The organism is Sutcliffiella horikoshii (assembly GCF_008180725.1).
In the GTDB taxonomy this organism is placed as follows: Bacteria; Bacillota; Bacilli; order Bacillales; family Bacillaceae_I; genus Sutcliffiella_A; species Sutcliffiella_A horikoshii_B.
Window position 1 is genome coordinate 112,550 of sequence record NZ_VTEV01000003.1, and the last position, 21,501, is coordinate 134,050.

Below are 21,501 nucleotides of genomic sequence, written 5' to 3' on the forward strand. Positions count from 1 at the left end.
AAAAAAAAATCCTTCACAAATGCAAAGGATCTTTTATATGTGTAACATTTTTCTAAAAAAACAAATCTTAATGTTCGCCTTCTTCACTTTCTTCACTTTCTTCACTTTGAGCGCCGTTAGCCAGCCACTCAGCAAGAACTTCAGCTTCTTTAGGTGTAGCCAAGCCAGCAGGCATAGCGCCTTGTCCATTTACAATAACGTTTTGAATTTCTTCTTGGGATAGACGGTCACCAACATCTGTTAATGCAGGTGCAGCGCCTGCTCCTTCTAAGTTACCGCCGTGACAGCCGATACAAGAGTTTTGTTGGTAAAGCTCTTCTGCAGACAATTCTACAGTTTCGTCTTCACCGGATGCAATTTTTTCAGCCTGATCAAGTCCAACGAAAGATAATAGGAACATTAGTCCAAGACCTAATACCGCGATAAATGCAAAAGGAATAAGCGGATTACGATTCATGCTATTCAAACCTCCTTATGTACATGTACGTGTGTCTTATCTTATACAAGCACTCTCTATTTTACTTTATATTTTACTATAGGAAAAGACTTAAATGCGAACTTCTCTCTTAAATTCACAGTTTAGACAAAAACCTTCATCGCATAGATGAAGGTTTCTATATTTGTTGGTTATATTGTACCTCAAAATGAGAGAAGTGATGTGTTTTTGGAAAAATAATTTTTGATTTCAAAAACACCGCTGTTGATTTCCACAAATGGCTTCGCTTTCCTAGGGGCGGTGCTTGAGCCTCCTCGCTCCGCTGCGGGGTCTCAAGCTACCACTATCTCCCTCAGGAGTCTTCGCCTTTTGCTCCAATCAACAGCTAGAAATCCCTTTCACTATATTCCCAGGGACCTTGCGATGACCATTCTTTGTACTTCGGAGGTTCCTTCACCGATTTCTAGGAGTTTTCCGTCGCGCATGAAACGTTCTACGTGGTACTCTTTCATGTATCCATAGCCGCCATGGAGTTGCACGGCTTGATCTGCGATTTCCATGCATACTTCAGATGCATATAGTTTACACATGGATGCTTCTTTCGAGAATGGTCTTCCCTGATCTTTTAACCAGGCAGCTTTATAAACCATGGTTCTGGCAAGTTCAAGTTTCATAGCCATGTCCGCTAGTTTAAATTGGTTAATCTGAAAACTTGATAAGGATCTTCCAAATTGTTTTCTTTCTTGAGAGTAAGCGAGCGCTCGCTCAAAAGCTGCCTGTGCAATTCCTACAGCCATGGCACCAATTCCGATGCGGCCTCCATCAAGGGTAATTAGGAACTGTCTGAATCCTTCTCCACGCTTACCTAGAAGGTTTTCCTGCGGCACACGGACATCTTCAAGGACAAGTTCAGTTGTGTTGGAAGCGTTAAGTCCCATTTTTTCGTAATTATCAATCACTTGAAACCCTTTAGCATCTGTTGGAACGATGACAGCAGAGATTTCTTTTTCATTGCCTTTTTTATCGGTGATAGCCGTTAATGCCAAATGCTTGGCGTAGGAGGCGTTGGTAATGAAACATTTGTTACCATTAATGATGAAATCCTCACCATCTTCTATAGCAGTTGTCTTTGTACCACCTGCATCAGAACCGGCATTAGGTTCAGTCAACCCGAATGCACCGAGTGATTCTCCTGTACAAATTGGTACGAGATATTTTTGCTTTTGCTCTTCTGTGCCAAACAGGTTTAATGGTGCCCCACCTAATGATACGTGAGCAGAATAAGTAATACCAGTGGATCCACAAGCTCTGCTCAGTTCTTCTACGACAATAGCAAAACTAACTGTATCCGCGCCTGCTCCCTCATATTCTTCTGGAAAAGGAAGCCCCATCATTCCTAATTGTGATAACTGTTGAAACACCTCAACAGGGAATTTTTTATCCCGATCTCGTTGGAGAGCCCCCGGTGCAACCACTTCATCTGAAAACTCTCTAATTGTTTTCTTAATCATCGCTTGTTCTGCCGTTAAATCAAAGTTCAAAATCTTTCCCCCCTTGTTGTTTGGAAAACATTAGCAAGAGCTAGTATTTTTCTTCCATCCTACAATACATTGAATACGCTTTCATTTGTATTATAATAGATATAAGGGAATTTTCACAACTTTTAAAAATAACTTAATAATCAATAAGTTACATTAAAATAATATTTGCGACCAGTAAAACCATCGTTATGATCGCTGAAATGTTTAAATAGTACCATTTCTTTACATAGCCGATAAAAAACCAGATAAGGGTCTGAAAGGTGATGATAATAAAGGTTAACGGCAATTGAATAGATAAAATTTCAAGTAATTTTATGGAAAGAATAAGTATGAGCAATGCGAGCACAAAGACTGGTATATGTATGAAAGATTCTTCTTTTCGAAAAATAAAATATCCGAATATAGAAAGAAGAACGAAAAAAGTTACAAGGAGCATTTGCAAATGAACTGGCATTTCAGTAAAATAAATGACAAGAAATGTTATCGGAACGAGTAAAGAAATTAGACATGCAAAAAAGAGAGGAAATAACTTTTTGCTTCCTTTAGCTGTTTGGTTCACAGCTTCCCCTTCTGTATATAGCGCCAACAGATAGTCACAGTATTGATCTGGCAGGAGACGATTTCTTTTCCAATAGTCAATTTCTTTAATAATGGTTTCTTTTCGATGATTATTCACTTTTGTTAACACTCCAATTACAGGTGTAAATATTAAAAACTGAATATTATAAAAGTATTGAATTGAAAAAAAAGAGAAATAGCTTACTCTTTTCAAGAAAAAGCAAACTATTTCTATATGCCTGATTCTATTCTAGAAAATCCTTCAGACGTTTGCTGCGGCTAGGATGTCTCAGCTTACGAAGAGCTTTTGCTTCAATTTGGCGGATCCGCTCTCTAGTCACTCCAAATACTTTTCCTACTTCTTCAAGAGTACGAGTGCGTCCGTCATCTAAGCCGAATCTTAGTCTTAATACATTTTCTTCACGGTCAGTAAGTGTATCAAGAACATCTTCCAATTGTTCTTTTAATAATTCATATGCCGCATGATCAGAAGGAGATGTTGCGTCTTGGTCTTCAATAAAGTCTCCAAGATGTGAATCATCCTCTTCACCAATTGGTGTCTCAAGAGAAACAGGCTCTTGGGCAATTTTGAGAATTTCACGTACTTTGTCCGGTGTCAGATCCATGTCTTCTGCAATTTCTTCCGGAGAAGGTTCGCGGCCTAAATCTTGTAACAGTTGGCGTTGAACACGGATAAGTTTGTTGATGGTTTCCACCATATGCACAGGTATACGAATCGTTCTTGCTTGGTCAGCAATTGCACGGGTAATCGCTTGGCGAATCCACCATGTCGCATATGTAGAAAACTTGAATCCTTTACGATAATCAAATTTTTCTACTGCTTTAATCAGACCCATATTTCCTTCTTGGATCAAATCAAGGAACAGCATTCCGCGGCCCACATAACGCTTAGCAATACTTACAACTAGACGAAGGTTAGCTTCTGCCAGACGACGTTTCGCCTCTTCGTCACCTTCTTCGATTCGGTTTGCAAGACTGATTTCTTCCTCAGCAGAGAGAAGATCCACACGGCCTATTTCTTTTAGGTACATTCTAACCGGGTCATTGATCTTCACACCAGGCGGAACAGTTAAATCATTCAGGTCAAACTCTTCTTCCTTTGCAAGTTGCTGAGTGTTCGGGTCATCATCAGATTCTGTTTCTCCGATAATTTCTACGCCCTGTTCACCAAGATATTCGTAGTATTCGTCCATTTGATCGGACTCTATTTCAAAGCCAGCCATTTTTTCGGCTATCTCCTCATACGTTAGGACACCACGCTTTTTACCTACTTCGGTGAGTTGTTCTTTTACTTGTTCGATGGTCAATTCTGTTTCCATCTCTTTTGATTGTGCTGATTTTTCAGCCATCAACTGTCCCCTCCTTCCAACATTGAACGCGATAAAGAGGTATATTTATTGTTTTAACTCTTTTTTCATTTGGATTATTTCCATCGCGATTTGTGCAGCACCAAGATAATCGTTTTGTGCTTCTGCTTGTTTCTTTTCTTGTTCTTTTTCTTTTATTGTTAACAATTTTGGGTAATTAAACACCTGTTTCATATAATCATGTAGCACAGCATCACTTAATTCTTCTTCAAGTGTTAGCATACCTAGTTCAGAAATAATTTTCTTGAGCGATTGCTCAGGTATACGCTCCATGAAAATACTGATATTGGGCTCATACCCTTCTTCGTAAAAAGCATATAGATAGGTGGCAATCGCACGGTGCTCTTCTATGATAAAGGAGCCTTCAATGGAAGCTTGCACCTTTTCAGATACTCCCCTATCTTTAAGCATATGTGCCAGCAAATAGCGTTCTGCATTTAAATAAGCAGGTTTTAGCGCTTGCGTAAAGATTTTGGGTTTGTTAGGTATATTTATTCTATTCTGCTCGTTATAATCCTTTTTTTGCATTAAAGATTTATATACTTGAAATTGCTGCTGTTTTAAAGCTTCCAAAGAGATGGAAAATTCATCAGATAACTGACGAAGATAATGATCCCTTTCAACCGCCTTTGACAGCATGCTAATCTCTTTTAGAACATCTTCCACATACCGCATCCGTTCGCCTTCGTCTTTCATATTCCTACCCTTGCGTAAGTACCTGAGCTTAAATGACATGAACGTTAAACTTGCCCCTATTACATCCTGCTTAAATGATTCTGAGCCTTTACTACGGATATAGTCATCAGGGTCCATTTTATCTGGCATCATGGCAATTCTTACGTAACATCCTTGTTGAATGAGGATGTTCGCTGCCCTGTATGCTGCTTCAATTCCGGCATTGTCTCCGTCATAACAGATGGTGACATTTTCAACATGCCTTCTTATAATTTTGGCCTGCTCTTCAGTCAAGGATGTCCCCATCGTAGCAATTCCATTAGGTAATCCAGCAGAGTCTGCAGCAATGACGTCGGCAAATCCTTCAAAAAGAATAACCTGTTCCTGCTTTCTTATATGAGGACGGGCCTGATGAAAGTTGTAAAGAATCTTACTTTTATTAAACAGTGGGGTCTCTGGTGAATTTAAATATTTTGGTTCACCTTCACCAAGCACTCTTCCAGAAAAGGCAATAACATTTCCTTTATGATCGTGGATCGGAAACATAATACGGTTTCTGAAACGATCAAAATATTCAGCTGTATGCTCCTTTTCAATTAAAAGGCCGGCCTTCTCCAACAGTTGCTGGTTGTAGCCCCTTTTCGTCAGAAATTTTAAAGCAAAGTCCCAACTGTTAAGTGCATAGCCAACGCCGAATTTCTTTAACGTATCGTCGGTAAACCCTCTTCCTGTCACATAATCATATGCTTCCTGGCCCTCTTTTGTATTTAACAGTAAATGATGGTAAAATTTATGCAAAAGCAAATGTGCATCCATCATCCATTTCGTTTCTTTCGACTGGCCTGACTGTTCTGTTGCAGTATATTCCGGTACTTCCACTTCTACATTGGAGGACTTGGCAAGTTTTTGGGCAGCTTCTACAAAACTGACACCCTCGATCTCCATGACGAAATTGAAAGCATTACCGCCGGCACCACAACCAAAGCAGTGATAGATTTGTTTGTCTGGGGCAACAGAGAAAGAAGGAGTACTCTCCCCATGAAAGGGACAAAGTCCAAAATAGTTGCGACCTTGCTTTTTCAATTGCACATATTCACTTATTACATCAACAATGTCGGTAGACTGTCTAATTTGATCAATGGTTTGTTCAGGAATTCGATAATTCATAACAACACTCCGTGACTTACTATTTCTATCTCTATTCGGGAATTCCTGCAATTTTCGACAAAGTTTTTTTAAGTGATTGAACAAATCTTTCTCTGTCTTTCATTGAGAAAGCTTTTGGGCCCTTGGAATAGTTCCCTTTTCTCCGTTCTTTCGCAGATAGAAATCTCATATGCAAGCTCAATTCCATTTCACTCTCTTCATACTGTTTTCCACGAGGAGTGAGAACATAAACGTTTTTGGACACAAGCATGCTTGCTAGACCAATATCTTGAGTGACTACTACATCATCCTTCTTTGCATGATTCAAAATATAAAGGTCGGCAGATTCTTTTTCATCATCCACATAGACCCAATTACCTTCTGTTTGATTGGTCATTACATGGGAGTAAGAAGCTACGTAGCACACATCAACTTTATATGTATGACTTACTCTACTTATTTCTTCTTTAACAGGACACGCATCTGCGTCCACCAAAATAATAGGTTTGCGATTATTTTGCATGTTAAATGGTTTCTACATCCCTTCCCAAAAACCTTCTTTTTTCGATATGTTTTTTTGTAGTTGTCGAACGAATTTGTTATATTGCCCTTGACTTATTGCTATTTTTAGTTTATTCGATAATCCATCACTCTAAACCCTATTGAGGAATTTTTTATCACAATTTTTTATTATAATATAAACTTTTCAAATTGACTACTGTTTCACATCGAATATTGAGTAATCTGAAATCATAAAAAAACTGGGCAAAAAAACCGCCCGGTCTTATAGTCGATTGTTTTATAGTCGCTGTTGATTTCCGCAAATGGCTTCGCTTTCCTAGGGGCTGACGAGAGCCTCCTCGGCAAGCCTGGGGGTTCTCCACCTAGCGCTATCTCCCTTGGGACAAGGAAGTCTTCGCCTTTTGCTCCAATCAACAGCTATAAATTACGAGAACGTAAAATTAATGCTTTCTCTAACCTGGATAAATGCCTTTCATAAACCTTTAGGTGAATGAAATAACTTTGTTGATTGAAGCCGAAGGTGCGTAGACGCCCGCGGGAGGAAGGGACAGGTGAGACCACACAGGCTGAAAGCCGAGGAGGCTCACGGACCGCCCGCAGGCAAGCGAAGCGCCTGGAACGGAAATCAACAGGATTTTATTCTTTCTTCCCTTTAGAAAAAGAGCACTTCTAAAAGCGCTCTTTACTTCAGTCGGTTATTATAGATGTTAGAGATAAGGTTCGCCGTTTCTTCTACGGCTTTGTTCGTAACATCTATCACTTCACAACCTATTTTATTTACAATTGTTTCAAAAAATGCCAACTCTTCTTTTATTCTTTCAAGGTTGGCATAGGCAGCTTTATCATTCAGCCCCAATGCTTTCAACCTTTCTTTTCGGATATCATTTAACTTTTCAGGTGAGATCTTTAGACCAAAGCATTTTTCAGGATTCACTTTAAAAAGTTCTTCTGGTGGGTCTACCTCTGGAACTATTGGTACATTTGCCACTTTTAGGCGTTTATGGGCAAGATATTGGGATAAAGGTGTTTTAGACGTTCTAGAAACCCCCACTAATACGATATCTGCTTTAATAATACCCCTTGGATCTCTTCCATCATCATATTTCACAGCAAATTCTACTGCTTCGATTTTTTTGAAATAATCATCGTCCAATTGTCTTACCAACCCAGGCTGGTACTTAGGTTTAACCCCGTATTCCTGCTCCATCAAGTCCACAAGAGGTCCGATGATGTCATACACCTTTACGCCTTCCATTTTTGCCAAATCTACAAGGTGCTTCCTCATTTCAGGGACAACAAGTGTAAAGGCGATAATACCCTGATTAAGTTTTGCAATAGAGACTACTTCCGATAATGTTGCAATGTCTTCTACATAAGGAATTCGTTTGAGATGGAAGTTCGCCCCATTAAATTGGCTGATAGCCGCTTTTACTGCCAGCTCTGCAGTTTCTCCGACGGAATCAGATACGATATATACGGTACGCTTCTCCATAATTCTCCTCCAATCTAGATAATTTCATCGTGTGCCAAGGCAACCAGCACTTTTGTAATATTCGTCTTTGTAATTCTACCAATTACTTCATAACCTTTATCCGTTTGCTTAACGACTGGAAGAGCATCTATTTGTTTTTCAATCAGTTTTTTTGCTACATCAATGATCAAGTCTTCTTTAAAGCAGTACGTAACATTAGGCATTCTTGTCATAATGATATTAACCGGTATAGAAGTAAGCTCCTGTTTACCGATACTGGCCCTTAAGAGATCCTTTCTTGAGAGCACTCCCACTATAATAGAGAAGTTGTCCACTACAAATAGGGTTCCCACATCTTCTAGGAACATGGTGCAGATTGCGTCATAAACGGAAACACTTTCATGGACAACAACCGGTATGGACTGATGGTCATTCACTTGAATTTTATTTATTTTATCGGATAAAAGTTGAGATCCCGTTTTTCCAGTGTAGAAATAACCAACTCTAGGACGGGCATCTAAATATCCGGCCATGGTCAAAATAGCTAGGTCGGGACGAAGGGTTGCCCTGGTCAAGTTTAGTTGATCGGCTATTGCTTCTCCGGTAATCGGTCCTTGTTCTTTGACTATTTGCAAAATAGTTTCTTGCCGTTTATTCAGTTCGATTTTTGTTCACCACCTAATAGGTTATAAGGTGCACTTAGCTGAACGGGTGCCCTCCGCTTTTCTATTTGTGACATACTGTATATGTAAATAATATATACTAATTATACTGATAAACAGAAGAATTGGAAAGAGGCTGACTAAATATTGTGAGGAATGCATTAGTCAGCCTCTTTTGTGTGTTTAACTATTTTACCATAGGGTATTTGGTTTGTCTTTTTTTATCACTTAACGATGATGCCATTTACATTTCCGAAAATGGATATAACTTTTGCCATATCATCCATGAGGGCGAGGCGATTTGTCTTAATTGCTTCATCATCTGTCATTACCATGATGTTATCAAAAAAGGCATCAATAGCAGGTCTTAAGGAAGCCAGTTCCTCATATGCTACGGAGAAATCCTGTTCTGCCGCAGCACGTAGCACAAGATCCTTTTTGTTTATAAATTGTTTATAAAGCTCTTGTTCTTGCGCTTGACTTAGTAAGTTTTCTTGTACTTCAGCAGCAAGAGTTGCTTTTTTGGCAATATTACATACACGACTTAATGATTCCATCGTTTCTTTAAAATCTGCTTCGTTTTTCTTTGATTCAAGCGTTTCTGCTTTTTTTACAGTAGAGCAAACATTCTCAAGTGGCAGCTCCAAAAGCGCATCCACAATGTCATATCGCACGCCACGTTCGGAAAGATTGTTCTTAAGTCGTAATGTAAAGAACACTAAGAGGTCTTCCATGATGGCAGTTGCATCTTTCTTTGCAATACCTTTTTCTACATAGCGTTCAACTACTGAGCGCATGAATGCCTCTACAGAGAAGGTCCACTCTTTGTTCAAGATTGTTTGAATGATTCCCGATGCTTGGCGCCTTAATGCATAAGGATCCTGTGACCCTGTAGGAATAACTCCTATAGCAAAGAAACCAACAATAGTATCCATTTTTTCTGCGATGCTTAGGATTGCACCTACATCAGAAGATGGGGTCTTGTCATCTGCTGATCGTGGCATATAGTGCTCATTAATCGCCTTAGCAACAATTGGGCTTTCCCCTTTAGCCAATGCATACTTTTCCCCCATAATTCCTTGCAATTCAGGGAATTCATAGACCATATGGGAAACGAGATCGAATTTATAGATAGATGATGCACGTTCAACATGTGTTTGCGTTTCGTTGTTCACTTTCACAATTTGCGCCAGGTCAGCTGCAATGGCCTGAACACGTCTCACTTTATCGCCGGTTGTTCCGATTTCTTCATGGAATACGATTTTATCCAACTTTTTAATAGCATCGTCTATTACAAGCTTTTCGTCTTCCTTAGAGAAGAATGCAGCATCAGAAAGTCTTGCTCGCAGTACTTTCTCATTCCCTCTTGCAACATTATCTAAGTTCTCGTGGTTACCGTTTCGTACAGTTATAAAATAAGGCAAAAGCGTTCCCGCTTCACTTTTTACTGGAAAATAACGTTGATGTTCTTTCATAGATGTAATTAATACTTCTTCAGGCAATGTTAGATAGTCAGATTCAAACGTTCCAAACAATGCTGTTGGATACTCTACTAAGTTGTTTACTTCTTCTAGAAGTTCTTCATCCACAGGAATGTTCCAACCATTCTCTTCTCCTATGATGGCTAGTTGTTTCCTGATCGCTTCTTTTCGTTCCACAGCATTCACAATTACATAGTTAGAAAGCAACTCTTCCACATAGCTACCAGCGTCTTTTAATTCGATTTGACCACCAAGGAAACGATGCCCGGTGGATACTCGGTCCGCCTTTACCTTTGCAATCTCTACCGGAATAATCTCTTCGCCAAATAGAGCAATTAACCATTTGATTGGTCGAACATACCTTAGCTCTTCATCAGCCCAGCGCATATTCTTCGGAAAGTGCAGGCTAGTAGCAACAGAAGCAATACTGCCAAGAATTTCCTTCGTTTCTTTTCCTTTTACATGCTTCTCAACATGCACATATTCCACACCATTGATTTCTTTAAAATAAATATCTTCCACTGTAAGTCCTTGGCCTCTAGTAAAACCTTGAGCGGCCTTTGACCACTCACCATCAGCTGAAAGGGCAACCTTTTTGGCAGGACCCTTTGCTTCTATGGTAACATCTTCTTGTTTTTCTACTAGGCCTTCAACCAGCACTGCAAGCCTTCTTGGAGTAGAGTAAGCTTGGATGTTATCATAGGCCAGTTGGTTCGTTTCAAGCCAAGATTTCACTTTATCCTGAAGCTGATTCATAGAATCCGTTACAAAGCGAGCCGGCATCTCTTCTAAACCGATCTCAAATAAAAAGTCTCTCTTACTCATTGGTGCTCTCCTCCTTTTTCAAGATTGGGAAACCTAGCTTTTCTCTTTCCTCATAGAAGGTTCTTGCTACTTTACGGGCTAGATTTCTTACACGTCCGATATAACCAGTTCGTTCGGTAACAGATATAGCACCGCGGGCGTCCAATTGATTGAATGTATGGGAGCATTTTAATACATAATCATATGCCGGGTGAACAAGTCCGTGATCCATCTGGCGGTGTGCTTCTTTTTCATAGATATCAAACAATGAGAACAGCATATCAGGATCAGAGGTTTCAAATGTGTATTTAGAGTGTTCATATTCTGGTTGAAGGAAAATATCACGAACAGTGAATCCTTCTGTCCATTCCAGGTCAAATACATTTTCTTTGTCTTGAATATAGGACGCAAGGCGTTCAATACCATAAGTGATTTCTACAGACACCGGTTTGCATTCAATTCCGCCAACTTGTTGGAAATAAGTGAATTGCGTAATTTCCATTCCATCTAGCCAAACTTCCCAGCCAAGTCCTGCAGCCCCAAGTGTTGGAGCTTCCCAGTTATCTTCTACAAATCGGATATCATGTTTAAGCGGGTCAATCCCTAGTTTCTTGAGTGATTCCAAGTATAGTTCTTGGATGTTGTCAGGTGATGGCTTCATGATTACTTGGAATTGGTGATGTTGGTATAAGCGGTTTGGATTTTCGCCGTAACGGCCGTCTACAGGCCTTCTGGATGGTTCCACGTATGCTACGTTCCATGGCTCTGGGCCGATGCTTCTTAGGAATGTATAGGGGCTCATTGTTCCGGCACCTTTTTCTACGTCGTAGGCTTGCATGAGGATACAGCCTTGTTCTGACCAGTGGTTTTGCAGGGTCAGGATCATGTTTTGGATGTTCATTTTGACACCTTCCTTTTTTTAGTTGTTGCTGGTGACCCTTTCGATTTCCGTTCCAGGTGTTCGCTTTCCGCGGGACGGTGCTTGAGCCTCCTCACAACACTTCAGGGGTCTCAACCAACCGTTATTCCCCCGCTGGAGTCTCACACCTTGCACTCCAATCTACAGGGAAACTAATTCATCGTTATGCCACCACTAATATAGATTTTCTTTTGTTGGCTTAAGGACAAAAAGGAAGAACCTCTTGTCTCTATGCCAACAGTTGTTGTCAGCATAGGGACGAGAGGTTCTCCCGCGGTTCCACCCTATTTGTAAAAAGGGATGCCCTTTTTACCACTTTATCCGTATTGCTCCAGAACGCCTTCCTTACCTCTTGATTCCCTAGCTCTCACCATCCTAGGTTCGCTTTAATCGAGTTTGATAAGTACTACTTTCCTTCAACGCAATCTTTATGAATGTAATTGGATAATAAATGATTTCTTTTGCAAAGTCAATCAGGTTTTTCTTTTTTTTCAGGAAGACTTGCTTTCAATGAGCCTATTTGCTTCAAAAAGCGCTTGGATTTTAACATTATCCCAGAATAGGCTTCATAATATTCATCAATAATGAATCGCAGCTCTTTTCGCGTTTCTTCTTTTAGCGACAGGTTTCCAATTCTATTCAGATCATAATAGTAAAATGTCCGTAATAGTCTCAAGGTAGCTGGAGAGACTTTTATTAGGTATGGGTCCTTGTGAAAGCATCTGTTGCAAAGGAAGCCTCCTTCTTTTATAGAAAAGGCAAATGTTCCTTCTGTTGCACCACAAGAAGCACAGCGATTTAATTCCGGTGTAATTCCGATGACATCACACATCTTCATTTCAAAAATGAACGTCAATATTTCTGCATCGTACCCATCATCAATAAAGTGAAGCACTTGGTATAATAGCTCATAAAGTGCTGGATTCCGCTTCCCTTCATCTGTGGTTTTATCCATCAATTCTACAATGTAAGAAGCATAGGCTGTCAGGAAGATATCCTCTCGAATAGATCTCATGGATTCCAAGATTTCACCTTGCTGAAGACTTCCTAGTCCTGTTCCCCTTTGGAAGACAAAGGTCCCATGGGAAAACAGCTGGGAGACAGCGGTAAATCGGCTGCTAGGCTTGTTGGCACCTCTTGCCATTACCCCTACTTTTCCAAGCTCTTTTGAATAGATGGTAACAATCTTATTATTTTCACCATAGGCATTTGTTCGAATGACAATGCCTTCACATTTATGTAGCAAATCGTACACCGTCCATTTTTCTGTGTTTAATTAATTGTACGTTCTACAAAATAAAAAGGCAATCTACAACACTTACGTGAGTAAACTGCCTTAATAATTGGTCATCTGTCATTATGAAATTGGTAAGTCACGATTCGCTAGCTCTTCTGTCTGTTCGGGTAAATCGCCATTCTCTTTCTCAAGCTCTTTGAAAAGAAGATAGGTATCAATATTACCTGTTTCTTTAAAGACCTTCCAGGTAAAATCCAACATTGTAAACTCCACCCTTTCTGTAGTAAAGACCAGCATGCCTATTCCAATTCCTATATGACTATGATGACCGTAGAAGGGTCAAAACATGTTAGATAAATTTTGTAAATTCAATGCTACGAATTGACTATATTCCGCTCGTCTTTCTGATTTAGTATTCGTCTTCATTAAAACCAAAATCTCTAAGTTGCGACTGCTTGTTACGCCAATCCTTCTGAACTTTCACCCACAGTTCTAAAAACACCTTCGATCCTAGCAATGCTTCAATGTCCACTCTGGCTTTTTGTCCCACTTCTTTTAGGACTTTTCCCTGCTTGCCGATGACAATTCCTTTTTGTGAATCGCGTTCTACTACGACAGTAGCCTGGATATCGACCATGTCTTTGTTTTCTCGCTTCTTCATGGAATCAATTGCTACAGCAATGGAGTGTGGAACTTCTTCTCTTGTGAGATGAAGCACTTTCTCCCTGATTAGCTCCGCAACAATAAAACGCTCAGGATGATCGGTAACTTGGTCGGCCGGGTAATATTGGGGGCCTTCTGGAAGGAATTGCTTAATTTGTTCTAATAAAACTTCTACATTGTTCCCTTGTAAAGCAGAAATCGGAACTATTTCTTTGAAAGGATACAACGCTTTGTAGGTTCCCATCAAGGGCAATAGGTCATCTGGGTGTACTTCGTCAATTTTATTTATTACCAAATAAACTGGGGTTGAAGTCTCCTTCAATTTTTCGATAATAAATTCATCGCCTTTTCCTAGACCTTCTTTTGCATTGATCATAAATAAAACTAGATCAACTTCTTTTAACGTATTTTGCGCCACCTTCATCATAAAATCGCCAAGTTTATGCTTTGGTTTATGAATGCCTGGTGTATCGATGAAAACAATTTGTGCATCGTCTTGCGTATATACACCCTGAATTTTATTTCGAGTTGTTTGTGGTTTGTCACTCATTATCGCAATTTTTTGGCCGATTACTCTGTTCAAAAATGTTGATTTTCCAACATTCGGCCTGCCAATAATGGAGACAAACCCTGATTTATAATTGGTAGTTGTATTGTTATGCATTCAGATCCTCCGGTGAAAAAGCGCCAGGCAGTAATTCAGCTACTGTTAATTCCTGTATATCACCGTGAAGGTTTGTCAGGATTACTTTCGTTTCAGGTGCACATAGCTCAGATATTACTTGACGGCAAGCTCCACAAGGTGGAACAGGTCGTTTCGTATCGGCTACAACAGCAATCGCATCAAATTCTTTGATACCATCTGAATACGCTTTAAAAAGCGCTGTTCTTTCTGCACAGTTACACATACTATATGCAGCATTTTCAATGTTGCATCCGCGATAGACCTTCCCGTCTTTTCCTAATAATGCCGCGCCTACTTTAAACTTGGAGTAGGGTACATAAGCCATTTCTCTTGCTGCTTTTGCTTCTTGGATTAAAGCTTCGATGTTCACAGTTACTCTTCCTTTCTTCTGTAAGCTTCGGGTGCGCGTTACTTATATTTTACCTCAAATCACTTTTTAAATCACCCTTAAATTTTAAAAAATTTTAAATTTTCAATTTATTTAGCGGTAATATGGTGGTGAGTTATTTTTAACCAAATATTGAATACTTATCCACCTGTTGACTGCAGTGCAAGGTGAGAGACTCCAACGGGGGAGAAACGATTGTCTTGAGACCCCGCAGGCAAAGCGAGGCCACTGAAAAACTGATAACGTAAAGTTTTTACGATTCCTAGCTGGTGATTGGAGCAAAAGGCGAAGACTCCTCGAAAATGCTACGCATTTTCTTCGTGCGATGTATCGCTGTCGGAGCCTTTCTTGTCCTGAGGGAGATAGCGCTAGGTGGAGACCCCGCAGGCGTAGCCGAGGAGGCTCTCGTCAGCCCCTAGGAAAGCGGAGCCATTTGCGAAAATCAACAGCGGTGTTTAACAAAACTCTAAAATCAATGGCTTTTTCAGTGGCCTCGGCAAAGCCGAGGAGGCTCAAGCACCGTCCCGCGGAAAGCGAACACCTGGAACGGAAGGAAACAGGAGTTATGGTAATTCACCTATTAAAAAAATTGTAATATAAGGGCCAAATAAGATTACACCAATTATAACAGAGATACAAGCAAAAACTAAGGCCGCAGAAGCAGCGACATCTTTTGCCGTTTTTGCAAGAGGGTGATACTCCTCTGTCACAAGATCTACCACATTTTCGATAGCCGTATTAATAATTTCAATGACAAACATCCCGCCAATTACAAGAAACAGGATGAGCCACTCCACTTTTGTAATCTGAAAAAATAATGACATTCCAATCATTACAACAGCTATAAAAACATGAAACTTGATGTTTCTTTCCGTTCGAAGGACAAACATCAGCCCCTCAAACGCATAGGAAAAACTAGAAGTAAATGACCCTCTGTATCCTTTTCGGTTACAATCGCGTGAGTCCATAGGCATCCAGGATTTCTTTCTGTTTATCAAACATAACTTTTTCATCTGATTCGTTTTCATGATCATAACCTAACAAATGCAATAGGCCATGTAAGGCAAGAAATCCAAGCTCCCGTTTTACGGAATGACCATACTCTTCTGCTTGTTCTTCCGCTTTAGGAATGGAGATGATGATATCCCCAAGCATACGAGGTGCATCTTCATCATAATGGATTTTGATTTCTCCTTCTCCCATCTCCTCCATTGCAAAAGAAATAACATCTGTAGGCTGGTTCTTGTCACGATATTCTCGGTTAATCTCCTGAATCCTGTCATTATCTACAAAAGTCACGGAGAGTTCAGCACCGGTTTGAATAGATTCTTTTTCAGCAGCAAATATCAATAAATTTTTTATATCAACCCACTGTTCCTCTGTCAGTCTTGTTGTTTCATCTAACATATCGATTTCTATCATGATTCTTCTTCCTCTCCTTTCGGGTACTCAATTCTTGAATGGAAAATTCCTTGCAATGTTTCACAGAAGGATTTGCCGATTTCTTCAAGCTCTTTGAATGTCAAATCACAGTCACTATATTGTCCATCTTGAAGACGATCTTTAATGATAGCCTTTACAATTGTTTCAATTTTATCGGGGGTCGGATTGTTCAATGACCTTACCGCCGCTTCTATGCTGTCGGCAGTCCCAACGATTGCTGCTTCCTTGGAAGTAGCTTTTGGCCCTGGATAGCGATATTCTTCTTCTTTAATATTTTCGTTTTGTTCTTTTGCCTTATGATAGAAGAATTTCAATAGTGTCGTACCATGATGCTGTGCTGCAATATCAACGATCTCTTTTGGCATATTATGATCCTTGAGAATTTGAGCTCCATCCGTTGCATGAGCAATAATAATGTTCTTACTCGTCTGAGGGGGAAGCTTATCATGAGGGTTAGCTCTTCCCATTTGATTTTCAATAAAATAATGTGGCCTCTTTGTTTTGCCAATATCATGATAATAAGATGCAACCCTTGCAAGCAGTCCATTAGCACCAACTGCTTCACATGCAGATTCCGATAGATTGGCCACCATTACACTATGGTGATACGTGCCTGGAGTTTCCATTAGTATTTTTCTCAGCAATGGATGATTAGGATTGGAAAGCTCAAGCAACTTCATGGTTGATAGCATTCCAAAGCCCACTTCAAAGAATGGGAGAATACCGATAGTAAGAACAGCTGAAACCACACCGGACCCGACTGCCATCGTCCCATTGATACCAAGTTCTAATAATTCGTTCATGCCAGTTAAGTCTCTGTTTGTCAATAGAATCAACGCAATGACCGTTACCACGTTTATGAATGACACAAAGAGTCCTGTCTGAAGAATTGTAAGTCGTCTGTTATGCTGATTTAAGAATAATACCGATGCCACAGCGGAAATAATCAGATAGGACCCGACTGTATAGTTCATGGCTCCTGGTACCATATTAAAAATAAAACTTCCACAAATCCCAAAAATAATACTTGAAAATATGGCGATGCGATCGTTAATCAGCATTTTTATAAGCATGGCACCCATAGCAACCGGGGCAATATAACCAATTTCAGTCGTATTAAGGGTTTGAAAGAAACTAAAGATTTTGAGTAAGATTAACGTGATGGAAAAAATTAATAAATACATGGTTAAATACGTATTTTTACTGTGGATCGCAGTATCAATGTTTTTAAACAAGTACACCAGCGCAAAGATCATTAAACCAATAATGATTAATAATCCAGCATACGGTGCCACATTGTCAGATTGATCGACAAATCCGGCTGCGGTAAGAAGCCTGTATGTTTCCCGGTCAATAAATTGGCCGGCCTTTACAAGTGTATCACCTTGTGAAATTCGAACAGGTTCAACAGCGTCGATGGCCTGTTGCTTCTTCTCCTGCGTTTGGGCAGAATCATAAATTACATTTTGGATAACGGAAATGCTAGAAATATTAATAATAACACTAGGCACATTGCCAGACTGTGAGAGCTCCGTTCTAGCAAGGTTTTTTGCTTCACTTGCATCTTCGGTTGTATGTATATCTCTAGACATAGCGTTATTAATTGCTGTGACGGATGCGTTTTTATACCTAGTGAGGTCCGCTTCCTTAGAACCAAGCAAGAAGAGCAGATTTTCATCTTCCAGCTCTTTTTCCCAACGGTCTGGGACTTGTCCTTCAAGTGCTTCTTTTAAGAGTTTTAACTTTTCCGCGTCTGTAAGCGTAATCGACTCAGGTTTTTCTTCAGTCTCCGTGGAGTTTGTCTCTCCCTCAGGAGGAGGTGAAGCTTCCGGGACTTTTTCAAGGTCTGCGATCTGATTTTTCGTATCAATCAGTACTTCAAAAAAGTTCTCAACTCTTGCAATTTGCTGATAAACTTTATCCTTGTCTCGAATAAATTGATCAGGGACTTTATCTGCCGCTTCTTTTCTTAATATTTCTGTAGCTTCTCTGTCTTCAAAACTGTGAGGTGCCACAATCGTTTTTTCAGCAGTGCTGAATAATTGTACATTTATCTTCTCAGGCTTAACATTACTAAACATAATACCAAACATGATAAGTCCCAACAGTACATAAATAATGACATGGTAAAACTTAAAAGCCTTTAAGTGTTGAAAAGAAATTTTCCAGGATTTCGATTTCTTTTTCACTGTTATTTGACTCCCTCCATAAACGACATCCCCAAAAATAAAATCCTTTACAAGTGAAATAGCCCCATTAAAGGGGCTTTATTTTGATTCCAGCTTTTCGTAGGCATCGATAATTCTCGCAACCAACGGATGACGGACGACGTCTGATTGTTCGAGTTCGATAAATTGAATGCCTGATGTATTTTTTAAGATATCCCTCACTACTGCGAGGCCTGATTTCATTCCTTTCGGCAAATCCACTTGGGATATGTCACCGGTAATGACCATTTTCGATCCAAAACCAAGTCTTGTTAGGAACATCTTCATCTGGGCTGCTGTTGTATTCTGCGCTTCATCGAGAATGACAAATGCATCGTCCAATGTACGGCCCCTCATGTAAGCTAAGGGAGCAATTTCAATGGTCCCTCTTTCAATTAACCTTTGGGTATGTTCGGAACCAAATACATCGTGCAGCGCATCATATAAAGGTCGTAAATATGGATCCACTTTCTCTTTCAAGTCTCCCGGCAGAAAACCTAAGCTCTCCCCAGCTTCCACGGCAGGGCGAGTAAGGATAATCCGTTTCACCTGCCCGTTTTTTAATGCAGTAACTGCCATAACCACGGCTAAGTATGTTTTCCCTGTTCCTGCAGGACCAATCCCGAAAACAAGATCTTTTTTCCTGATTGCAGAAACATACTGTCTTTGTCCTAATGTCTTTACACGTATAGACTTGCCTTTTACATTCTTTGTTAACTCTTCATCGTATAGTTCTTGAAAAGAGTGCATCTTGTCTTCCTTAGCAAGCTGAATGGCATAGATGACATCTCTTTCACTGATTGTAATGCCTTTTCGTATAACTTCTAATAAATTTTGTATGACGCTATCGACCATTTCCACTTGTTTAACGTCACCGGATACATTGACTGTTTCTCCGCGAGTCACAATGGACACGTTTAATTCTTCTTCAATTCTTTTCAGGTTGACATCTTGATTCCCAAAAAGAGCAATAGCTTCGTTTGGATTAGTTAGTTGTTGATTCATCATCACTAGTTCTTCTGACATTCATTAGTCTCCTTGAATAATTGGTTCGATTTTTACAATATTTTCAATGACTTGGTAATGTATATCTACACTTACTTTACCATTCTCCTTATGAGTGCGCAAAACTTTTTCACCTTTTATCTCTGCATCTTCACCAAGATTGGAAAGGACCTGATTTCTTCCAATCTCCAGAGCTTCCTCGATGACTTCCTCGTCATCATAAATTCGTTCCACAATCTCTTGTTCGTGGACAGTCTTTCCGACATAGGATAATGGCAATTTCCACTTCCAAAAATAGAATGGACGCTCCGCTTCATATTCCTCCTGGCGCTCGAAATCCTCTTGGAAGAAACCCCATACTGGAATTTCCACACTTCCCACCCTCAGGTAATGCTTATTATATGCTTCTCCAGTCAATACAGGGAGTGTGGTCTTAACTGGTACATCCACACTAGTAAGATACCATGTTTCTCCTAGAACCTCTCCAACAGCCGCAATGGATCTTTTGTTATCCTCTCTTCCAATCAATCCAGAAACCAATACTTGCCCTTTATCCACATAATCATTTACTTGAACGAGTGGTTGTCCTTTTTCAACGTAAATCTTTGCGACCATTGCTTTTTTCTTCGCCACCAAGCTTCTCGGGGACAATGCTTCCAACTTTTCTGGTTCATTCTTCTCTACCACTTCAAAATGGTAGGATGTCCCATTTAATACCACACCAATCCAAGTTATTTCACTTATTGTGTCCGTTAAATAGCGTTGAATACTTTCCACATCTTTTATGAAAAATTGAAATTTACCCTTTTTAACCCCGAGCTTGTCTAATTCTTGCATAATCTTGTGCTCTGTAGCAGGTTCTGCACCTTTGATTTCAATACCCCAGACCATATTAGATAATAAGAAAACGGTAAGGAAAGCCGCTATGATTCCAACTATCAACCCACTGTTCTTTAGGGAATACTGAGTTAGAAAAGGCAATCCTTTTCTCGTCAGAAAACGGAATTTGCAATCCTGCTTTTTGATTAATCTCCTCAGTTTACGGACATCTTTCAGAAGCACATGACAAGTGTATGCCTCTTCTCCCAACTTCTTCACTTGCCATACCTGTATCCCGCTTCTTGTGCAGTCGTTAAGGAATCTCTCTACCCCTTTACCATGAATAATTATTTTTACGGTACCAGAAAAAAAGTTCATCCATTGATTTTTCATGCGTATCCTCCTAATTTATTCTTCCAGATACATCACTTGACTAATTTTACCTTCAAGTAAAATTTCTTCTGGCAAGATGGTCCTGATAACAAAAGACTCTCCTTTAACAAGCAGCTGTCCTTGCTTCAATAACAATCGAATTTCTTTATCGGTAAACGTTAATAAACCTCGGTGATTTTCAATATATATATGTATTTGTCCAATCATTGTAATTCGCGGCAGATCCATCATGACATCTGCGGGTAATTCCATATTGTTGGTGATCCAATTATTCATGCGGGAACGAAACTTCTTGAGCATGGAAAAACCCCCTTTCCTTTCATATGTATGAAAGAAGCAGAGGGTTTAATACAGAATTTTTCCGGGGAGGAAGACTGCGGAGGAATAAAAAATCCCTGCACAAAGTTTCCTTCATGCAGGGATTTTCAGATTGATTATTTTCTTTTTGAAAAATGTTCGGTATAAACAGGACGATGAGGATTCCTTGAGCGAGGCTGGCCAAGAATTTCCGACCACATAACCCCTTCCACCACTCTGTTTGGCTTTATGCGGTGCCGGGAAGAAACTACTTTCCCTTCTGAAAGCTGTAGCTCCTGTTTTAGGATTGGACTGTCTTTGGAGATTTCTTGTCCTTTTATCGACAACTCCTTAACTTCGTCTTTCACCTGCTTCTGTATGGAGGTAACTTGTTCTTTCTTTTTTTCTACTTTCTCCCGATAAGGGTTCACTTTGTCCCGGATTTTTTGCTCCAGTTCTTCAAGTTTCCCTTCACCAAAGATATCTATGTCCCAATCGAAACGGGGCTTTTCTTCTTTTTTTGGAGATGGTGCACTTTCACGCCGATAATCTTCATAATCTTCCTGCCTTTGTGGTACCTGTGTGGCAGTTTGCTGTCGCTGGCGTTGCTTTTGCCTTTGTTGCTGTTGTTCTTCTTGTTTACCACCTTTAAATAGGGTAGAGAAGATACCAAGCAAGACAAATATTAGCCAAGGAGCCTGCTGAAGAATATCAAAAATCCATTCCATTTGCACATCATCCTCCCTTCCTTAAAAGGAGTT

The 21,501-nt window shown here is 39.9% G+C and carries 21 protein-coding genes and 1 other annotated feature; all 21 genes read right to left on the reverse strand.

What is annotated here, in order from left to right:
- Nucleotides 1-67: 67 nt before the first annotated feature.
- Complete coding sequence (gene cccA / locus FZC76_RS07445; RefSeq protein ID WP_148987633.1) at nucleotides 68-457, reverse strand: cytochrome c550; 390 nt, start codon at nucleotides 455-457, stop codon at nucleotides 68-70.
- Between the two features lie 380 nt (nucleotides 458-837).
- Complete coding sequence (locus FZC76_RS07450) at nucleotides 838-1,977, reverse strand: acyl-CoA dehydrogenase family protein (protein ID WP_148987634.1); 1,140 nt, start codon at nucleotides 1,975-1,977, stop codon at nucleotides 838-840.
- Nucleotides 1,978-2,125: 148 nt separating this feature from the next.
- A complete protein-coding gene (locus tag FZC76_RS07455; protein WP_148987635.1) occupies nucleotides 2,126-2,653 on the reverse strand; it encodes a hypothetical protein in 528 nt (175 codons plus the stop codon).
- 127 nt (nucleotides 2,654-2,780) lie between these two features.
- Nucleotides 2,781-3,905 carry an RNA polymerase sigma factor RpoD gene (gene rpoD, locus FZC76_RS07460; RefSeq protein ID WP_060665046.1) on the reverse strand — a complete coding sequence of 375 codons (1,125 nt, stop codon included), beginning with the start codon at nucleotides 3,903-3,905 and terminating at the stop codon, nucleotides 2,781-2,783.
- Nucleotides 3,906-3,950: 45 nt separating this feature from the next.
- Nucleotides 3,951-5,765, reverse strand: coding sequence for a DNA primase (gene dnaG, locus FZC76_RS07465; protein ID WP_148987636.1), 1,815 nt, complete (start codon nucleotides 5,763-5,765; stop codon nucleotides 3,951-3,953).
- 31 nt (nucleotides 5,766-5,796) lie between these two features.
- Nucleotides 5,797-6,267, reverse strand: a complete 471-nt coding sequence (locus tag FZC76_RS07470; RefSeq protein ID WP_148987637.1) for a YaiI/YqxD family protein — start codon at nucleotides 6,265-6,267, stop codon at nucleotides 5,797-5,799.
- Nucleotides 6,268-6,948: 681 nt separating this feature from the next.
- A complete protein-coding gene (locus tag FZC76_RS07475; protein ID WP_148987638.1) occupies nucleotides 6,949-7,758 on the reverse strand; it encodes a pyruvate, water dikinase regulatory protein in 810 nt (269 codons plus the stop codon).
- 14 nt (nucleotides 7,759-7,772) lie between these two features.
- Complete coding sequence (locus FZC76_RS07480) at nucleotides 7,773-8,402, reverse strand: helix-turn-helix transcriptional regulator (RefSeq protein WP_082380827.1); 630 nt, start codon at nucleotides 8,400-8,402, stop codon at nucleotides 7,773-7,775.
- Nucleotides 8,403-8,623: 221 nt separating this feature from the next.
- Entirely contained in the window at nucleotides 8,624-10,705 is a 2,082-nt protein-coding gene (glyS, locus tag FZC76_RS07485; RefSeq protein WP_148987639.1) for a glycine--tRNA ligase subunit beta, read from the reverse strand.
- On the reverse strand, nucleotides 10,698-11,585 hold the full coding sequence (glyQ, locus tag FZC76_RS07490) for a glycine--tRNA ligase subunit alpha (RefSeq protein ID WP_148987640.1): 888 nt from the start codon (nucleotides 11,583-11,585) through the stop codon (nucleotides 10,698-10,700). The genes glyS and glyQ overlap by 8 nt, the downstream gene beginning before the upstream one ends.
- A 269-nt stretch (nucleotides 11,586-11,854) precedes the next feature.
- Nucleotides 11,855-12,032, reverse strand: a binding site (T-box leader).
- Nucleotides 12,033-12,072: 40 nt separating this feature from the next.
- Entirely contained in the window at nucleotides 12,073-12,849 is a 777-nt protein-coding gene (gene recO / locus FZC76_RS07495) for a DNA repair protein RecO (protein WP_148987641.1), read from the reverse strand.
- A 111-nt stretch (nucleotides 12,850-12,960) separates the two neighbouring features.
- Nucleotides 12,961-13,101, reverse strand: a complete 141-nt coding sequence (locus FZC76_RS07500) for a YqzL family protein (RefSeq protein WP_082380828.1) — start codon at nucleotides 13,099-13,101, stop codon at nucleotides 12,961-12,963.
- A gap of 148 nt (nucleotides 13,102-13,249) precedes the next feature.
- Nucleotides 13,250-14,167 (reverse strand): GTPase Era, encoded by a 918-nt coding sequence (era, locus tag FZC76_RS07505; RefSeq protein ID WP_148987642.1) that lies wholly within the window; start codon nucleotides 14,165-14,167, stop codon nucleotides 13,250-13,252.
- Nucleotides 14,160-14,558, reverse strand: coding sequence for a cytidine deaminase (locus FZC76_RS07510; RefSeq protein ID WP_060665055.1), 399 nt, complete (start codon nucleotides 14,556-14,558; stop codon nucleotides 14,160-14,162). The genes era and FZC76_RS07510 overlap by 8 nt, the downstream gene beginning before the upstream one ends.
- A gap of 581 nt (nucleotides 14,559-15,139) precedes the next feature.
- Nucleotides 15,140-15,544, reverse strand: a complete 405-nt coding sequence (locus tag FZC76_RS07520; RefSeq protein ID WP_148988020.1) for a diacylglycerol kinase family protein — start codon at nucleotides 15,542-15,544, stop codon at nucleotides 15,140-15,142.
- Nucleotides 15,525-16,001, reverse strand: coding sequence for an rRNA maturation RNase YbeY (ybeY, locus tag FZC76_RS07525; protein ID WP_148987643.1), 477 nt, complete (start codon nucleotides 15,999-16,001; stop codon nucleotides 15,525-15,527). Before ybeY ends, FZC76_RS07520 begins: the two co-directional genes overlap by 20 nt.
- Entirely contained in the window at nucleotides 15,995-18,208 is a 2,214-nt protein-coding gene (locus FZC76_RS07530; RefSeq protein WP_148987644.1) for an HD family phosphohydrolase, read from the reverse strand. The genes ybeY and FZC76_RS07530 overlap by 7 nt, the downstream gene beginning before the upstream one ends.
- Before the next feature lie 78 nt (nucleotides 18,209-18,286).
- Entirely contained in the window at nucleotides 18,287-19,252 is a 966-nt protein-coding gene (locus FZC76_RS07535; protein ID WP_148987645.1) for a PhoH family protein, read from the reverse strand.
- Between the two features lie 3 nt (nucleotides 19,253-19,255).
- A complete protein-coding gene (gene yqfD, locus FZC76_RS07540) occupies nucleotides 19,256-20,443 on the reverse strand; it encodes a sporulation protein YqfD (RefSeq protein WP_148987646.1) in 1,188 nt (395 codons plus the stop codon).
- A 15-nt stretch (nucleotides 20,444-20,458) separates the two neighbouring features.
- Nucleotides 20,459-20,743: a sporulation protein YqfC gene (gene yqfC, locus FZC76_RS07545; protein WP_060665060.1), complete on the reverse strand. Its 285-nt coding sequence runs from the start codon at nucleotides 20,741-20,743 to the stop codon at nucleotides 20,459-20,461.
- Between the two features lie 134 nt (nucleotides 20,744-20,877).
- The gene (locus FZC76_RS07550; RefSeq protein WP_148987647.1) at nucleotides 20,878-21,468 is read right to left on the reverse strand and encodes a hypothetical protein; all 591 of its coding nucleotides are present in this window, start codon (nucleotides 21,466-21,468) and stop codon (nucleotides 20,878-20,880) included.
- Nucleotides 21,469-21,501 lie beyond the last annotated feature (33 nt).

Excerpts from the sequence above, each read along its gene's own strand:
- cccA (WP_148987633.1), bottom strand. The coding sequence starts at position 457 with ATGAATCGTAATCCGCTTATTCCTTTTGCATTTATCGCGGTATTAGGT.
- rpoD (WP_060665046.1), bottom strand. The coding sequence starts at position 3,905 with ATGGCTGAAAAATCAGCACAATCAAAAGAGATGGAAACAGAATTGACC.
- dnaG (WP_148987636.1), bottom strand. The coding sequence starts at position 5,765 with ATGAATTATCGAATTCCTGAACAAACCATTGATCAAATTAGACAGTCT.
- FZC76_RS07470 (WP_148987637.1), bottom strand. The coding sequence starts at position 6,267 with ATGCAAAATAATCGCAAACCTATTATTTTGGTGGACGCAGATGCGTGT.
- FZC76_RS07475 (WP_148987638.1), bottom strand. The coding sequence starts at position 7,758 with ATGGAGAAGCGTACCGTATATATCGTATCTGATTCCGTCGGAGAAACT.
- glyS (WP_148987639.1), bottom strand. The coding sequence starts at position 10,705 with ATGAGTAAGAGAGACTTTTTATTTGAGATCGGTTTAGAAGAGATGCCG.
- glyQ (WP_148987640.1), bottom strand. The coding sequence starts at position 11,585 with ATGAACATCCAAAACATGATCCTGACCCTGCAAAACCACTGGTCAGAA.
- FZC76_RS07500 (WP_082380828.1), bottom strand. The coding sequence starts at position 13,101 with ATGTTGGATTTTACCTGGAAGGTCTTTAAAGAAACAGGTAATATTGAT.
- era (WP_148987642.1), bottom strand. The coding sequence starts at position 14,167 with ATGCATAACAATACAACTACCAATTATAAATCAGGGTTTGTCTCCATT.
- FZC76_RS07520 (WP_148988020.1), bottom strand. The coding sequence starts at position 15,544 with ATGGACTCACGCGATTGTAACCGAAAAGGATACAGAGGGTCATTTACT.
- FZC76_RS07535 (WP_148987645.1), bottom strand. The coding sequence starts at position 19,252 with ATGTCAGAAGAACTAGTGATGATGAATCAACAACTAACTAATCCAAAC.
- yqfD (WP_148987646.1), bottom strand. The coding sequence starts at position 20,443 with ATGAAAAATCAATGGATGAACTTTTTTTCTGGTACCGTAAAAATAATT.
- yqfC (WP_060665060.1), bottom strand. The coding sequence starts at position 20,743 with ATGCTCAAGAAGTTTCGTTCCCGCATGAATAATTGGATCACCAACAAT.
- FZC76_RS07550 (WP_148987647.1), bottom strand. The coding sequence starts at position 21,468 with ATGGAATGGATTTTTGATATTCTTCAGCAGGCTCCTTGGCTAATATTT.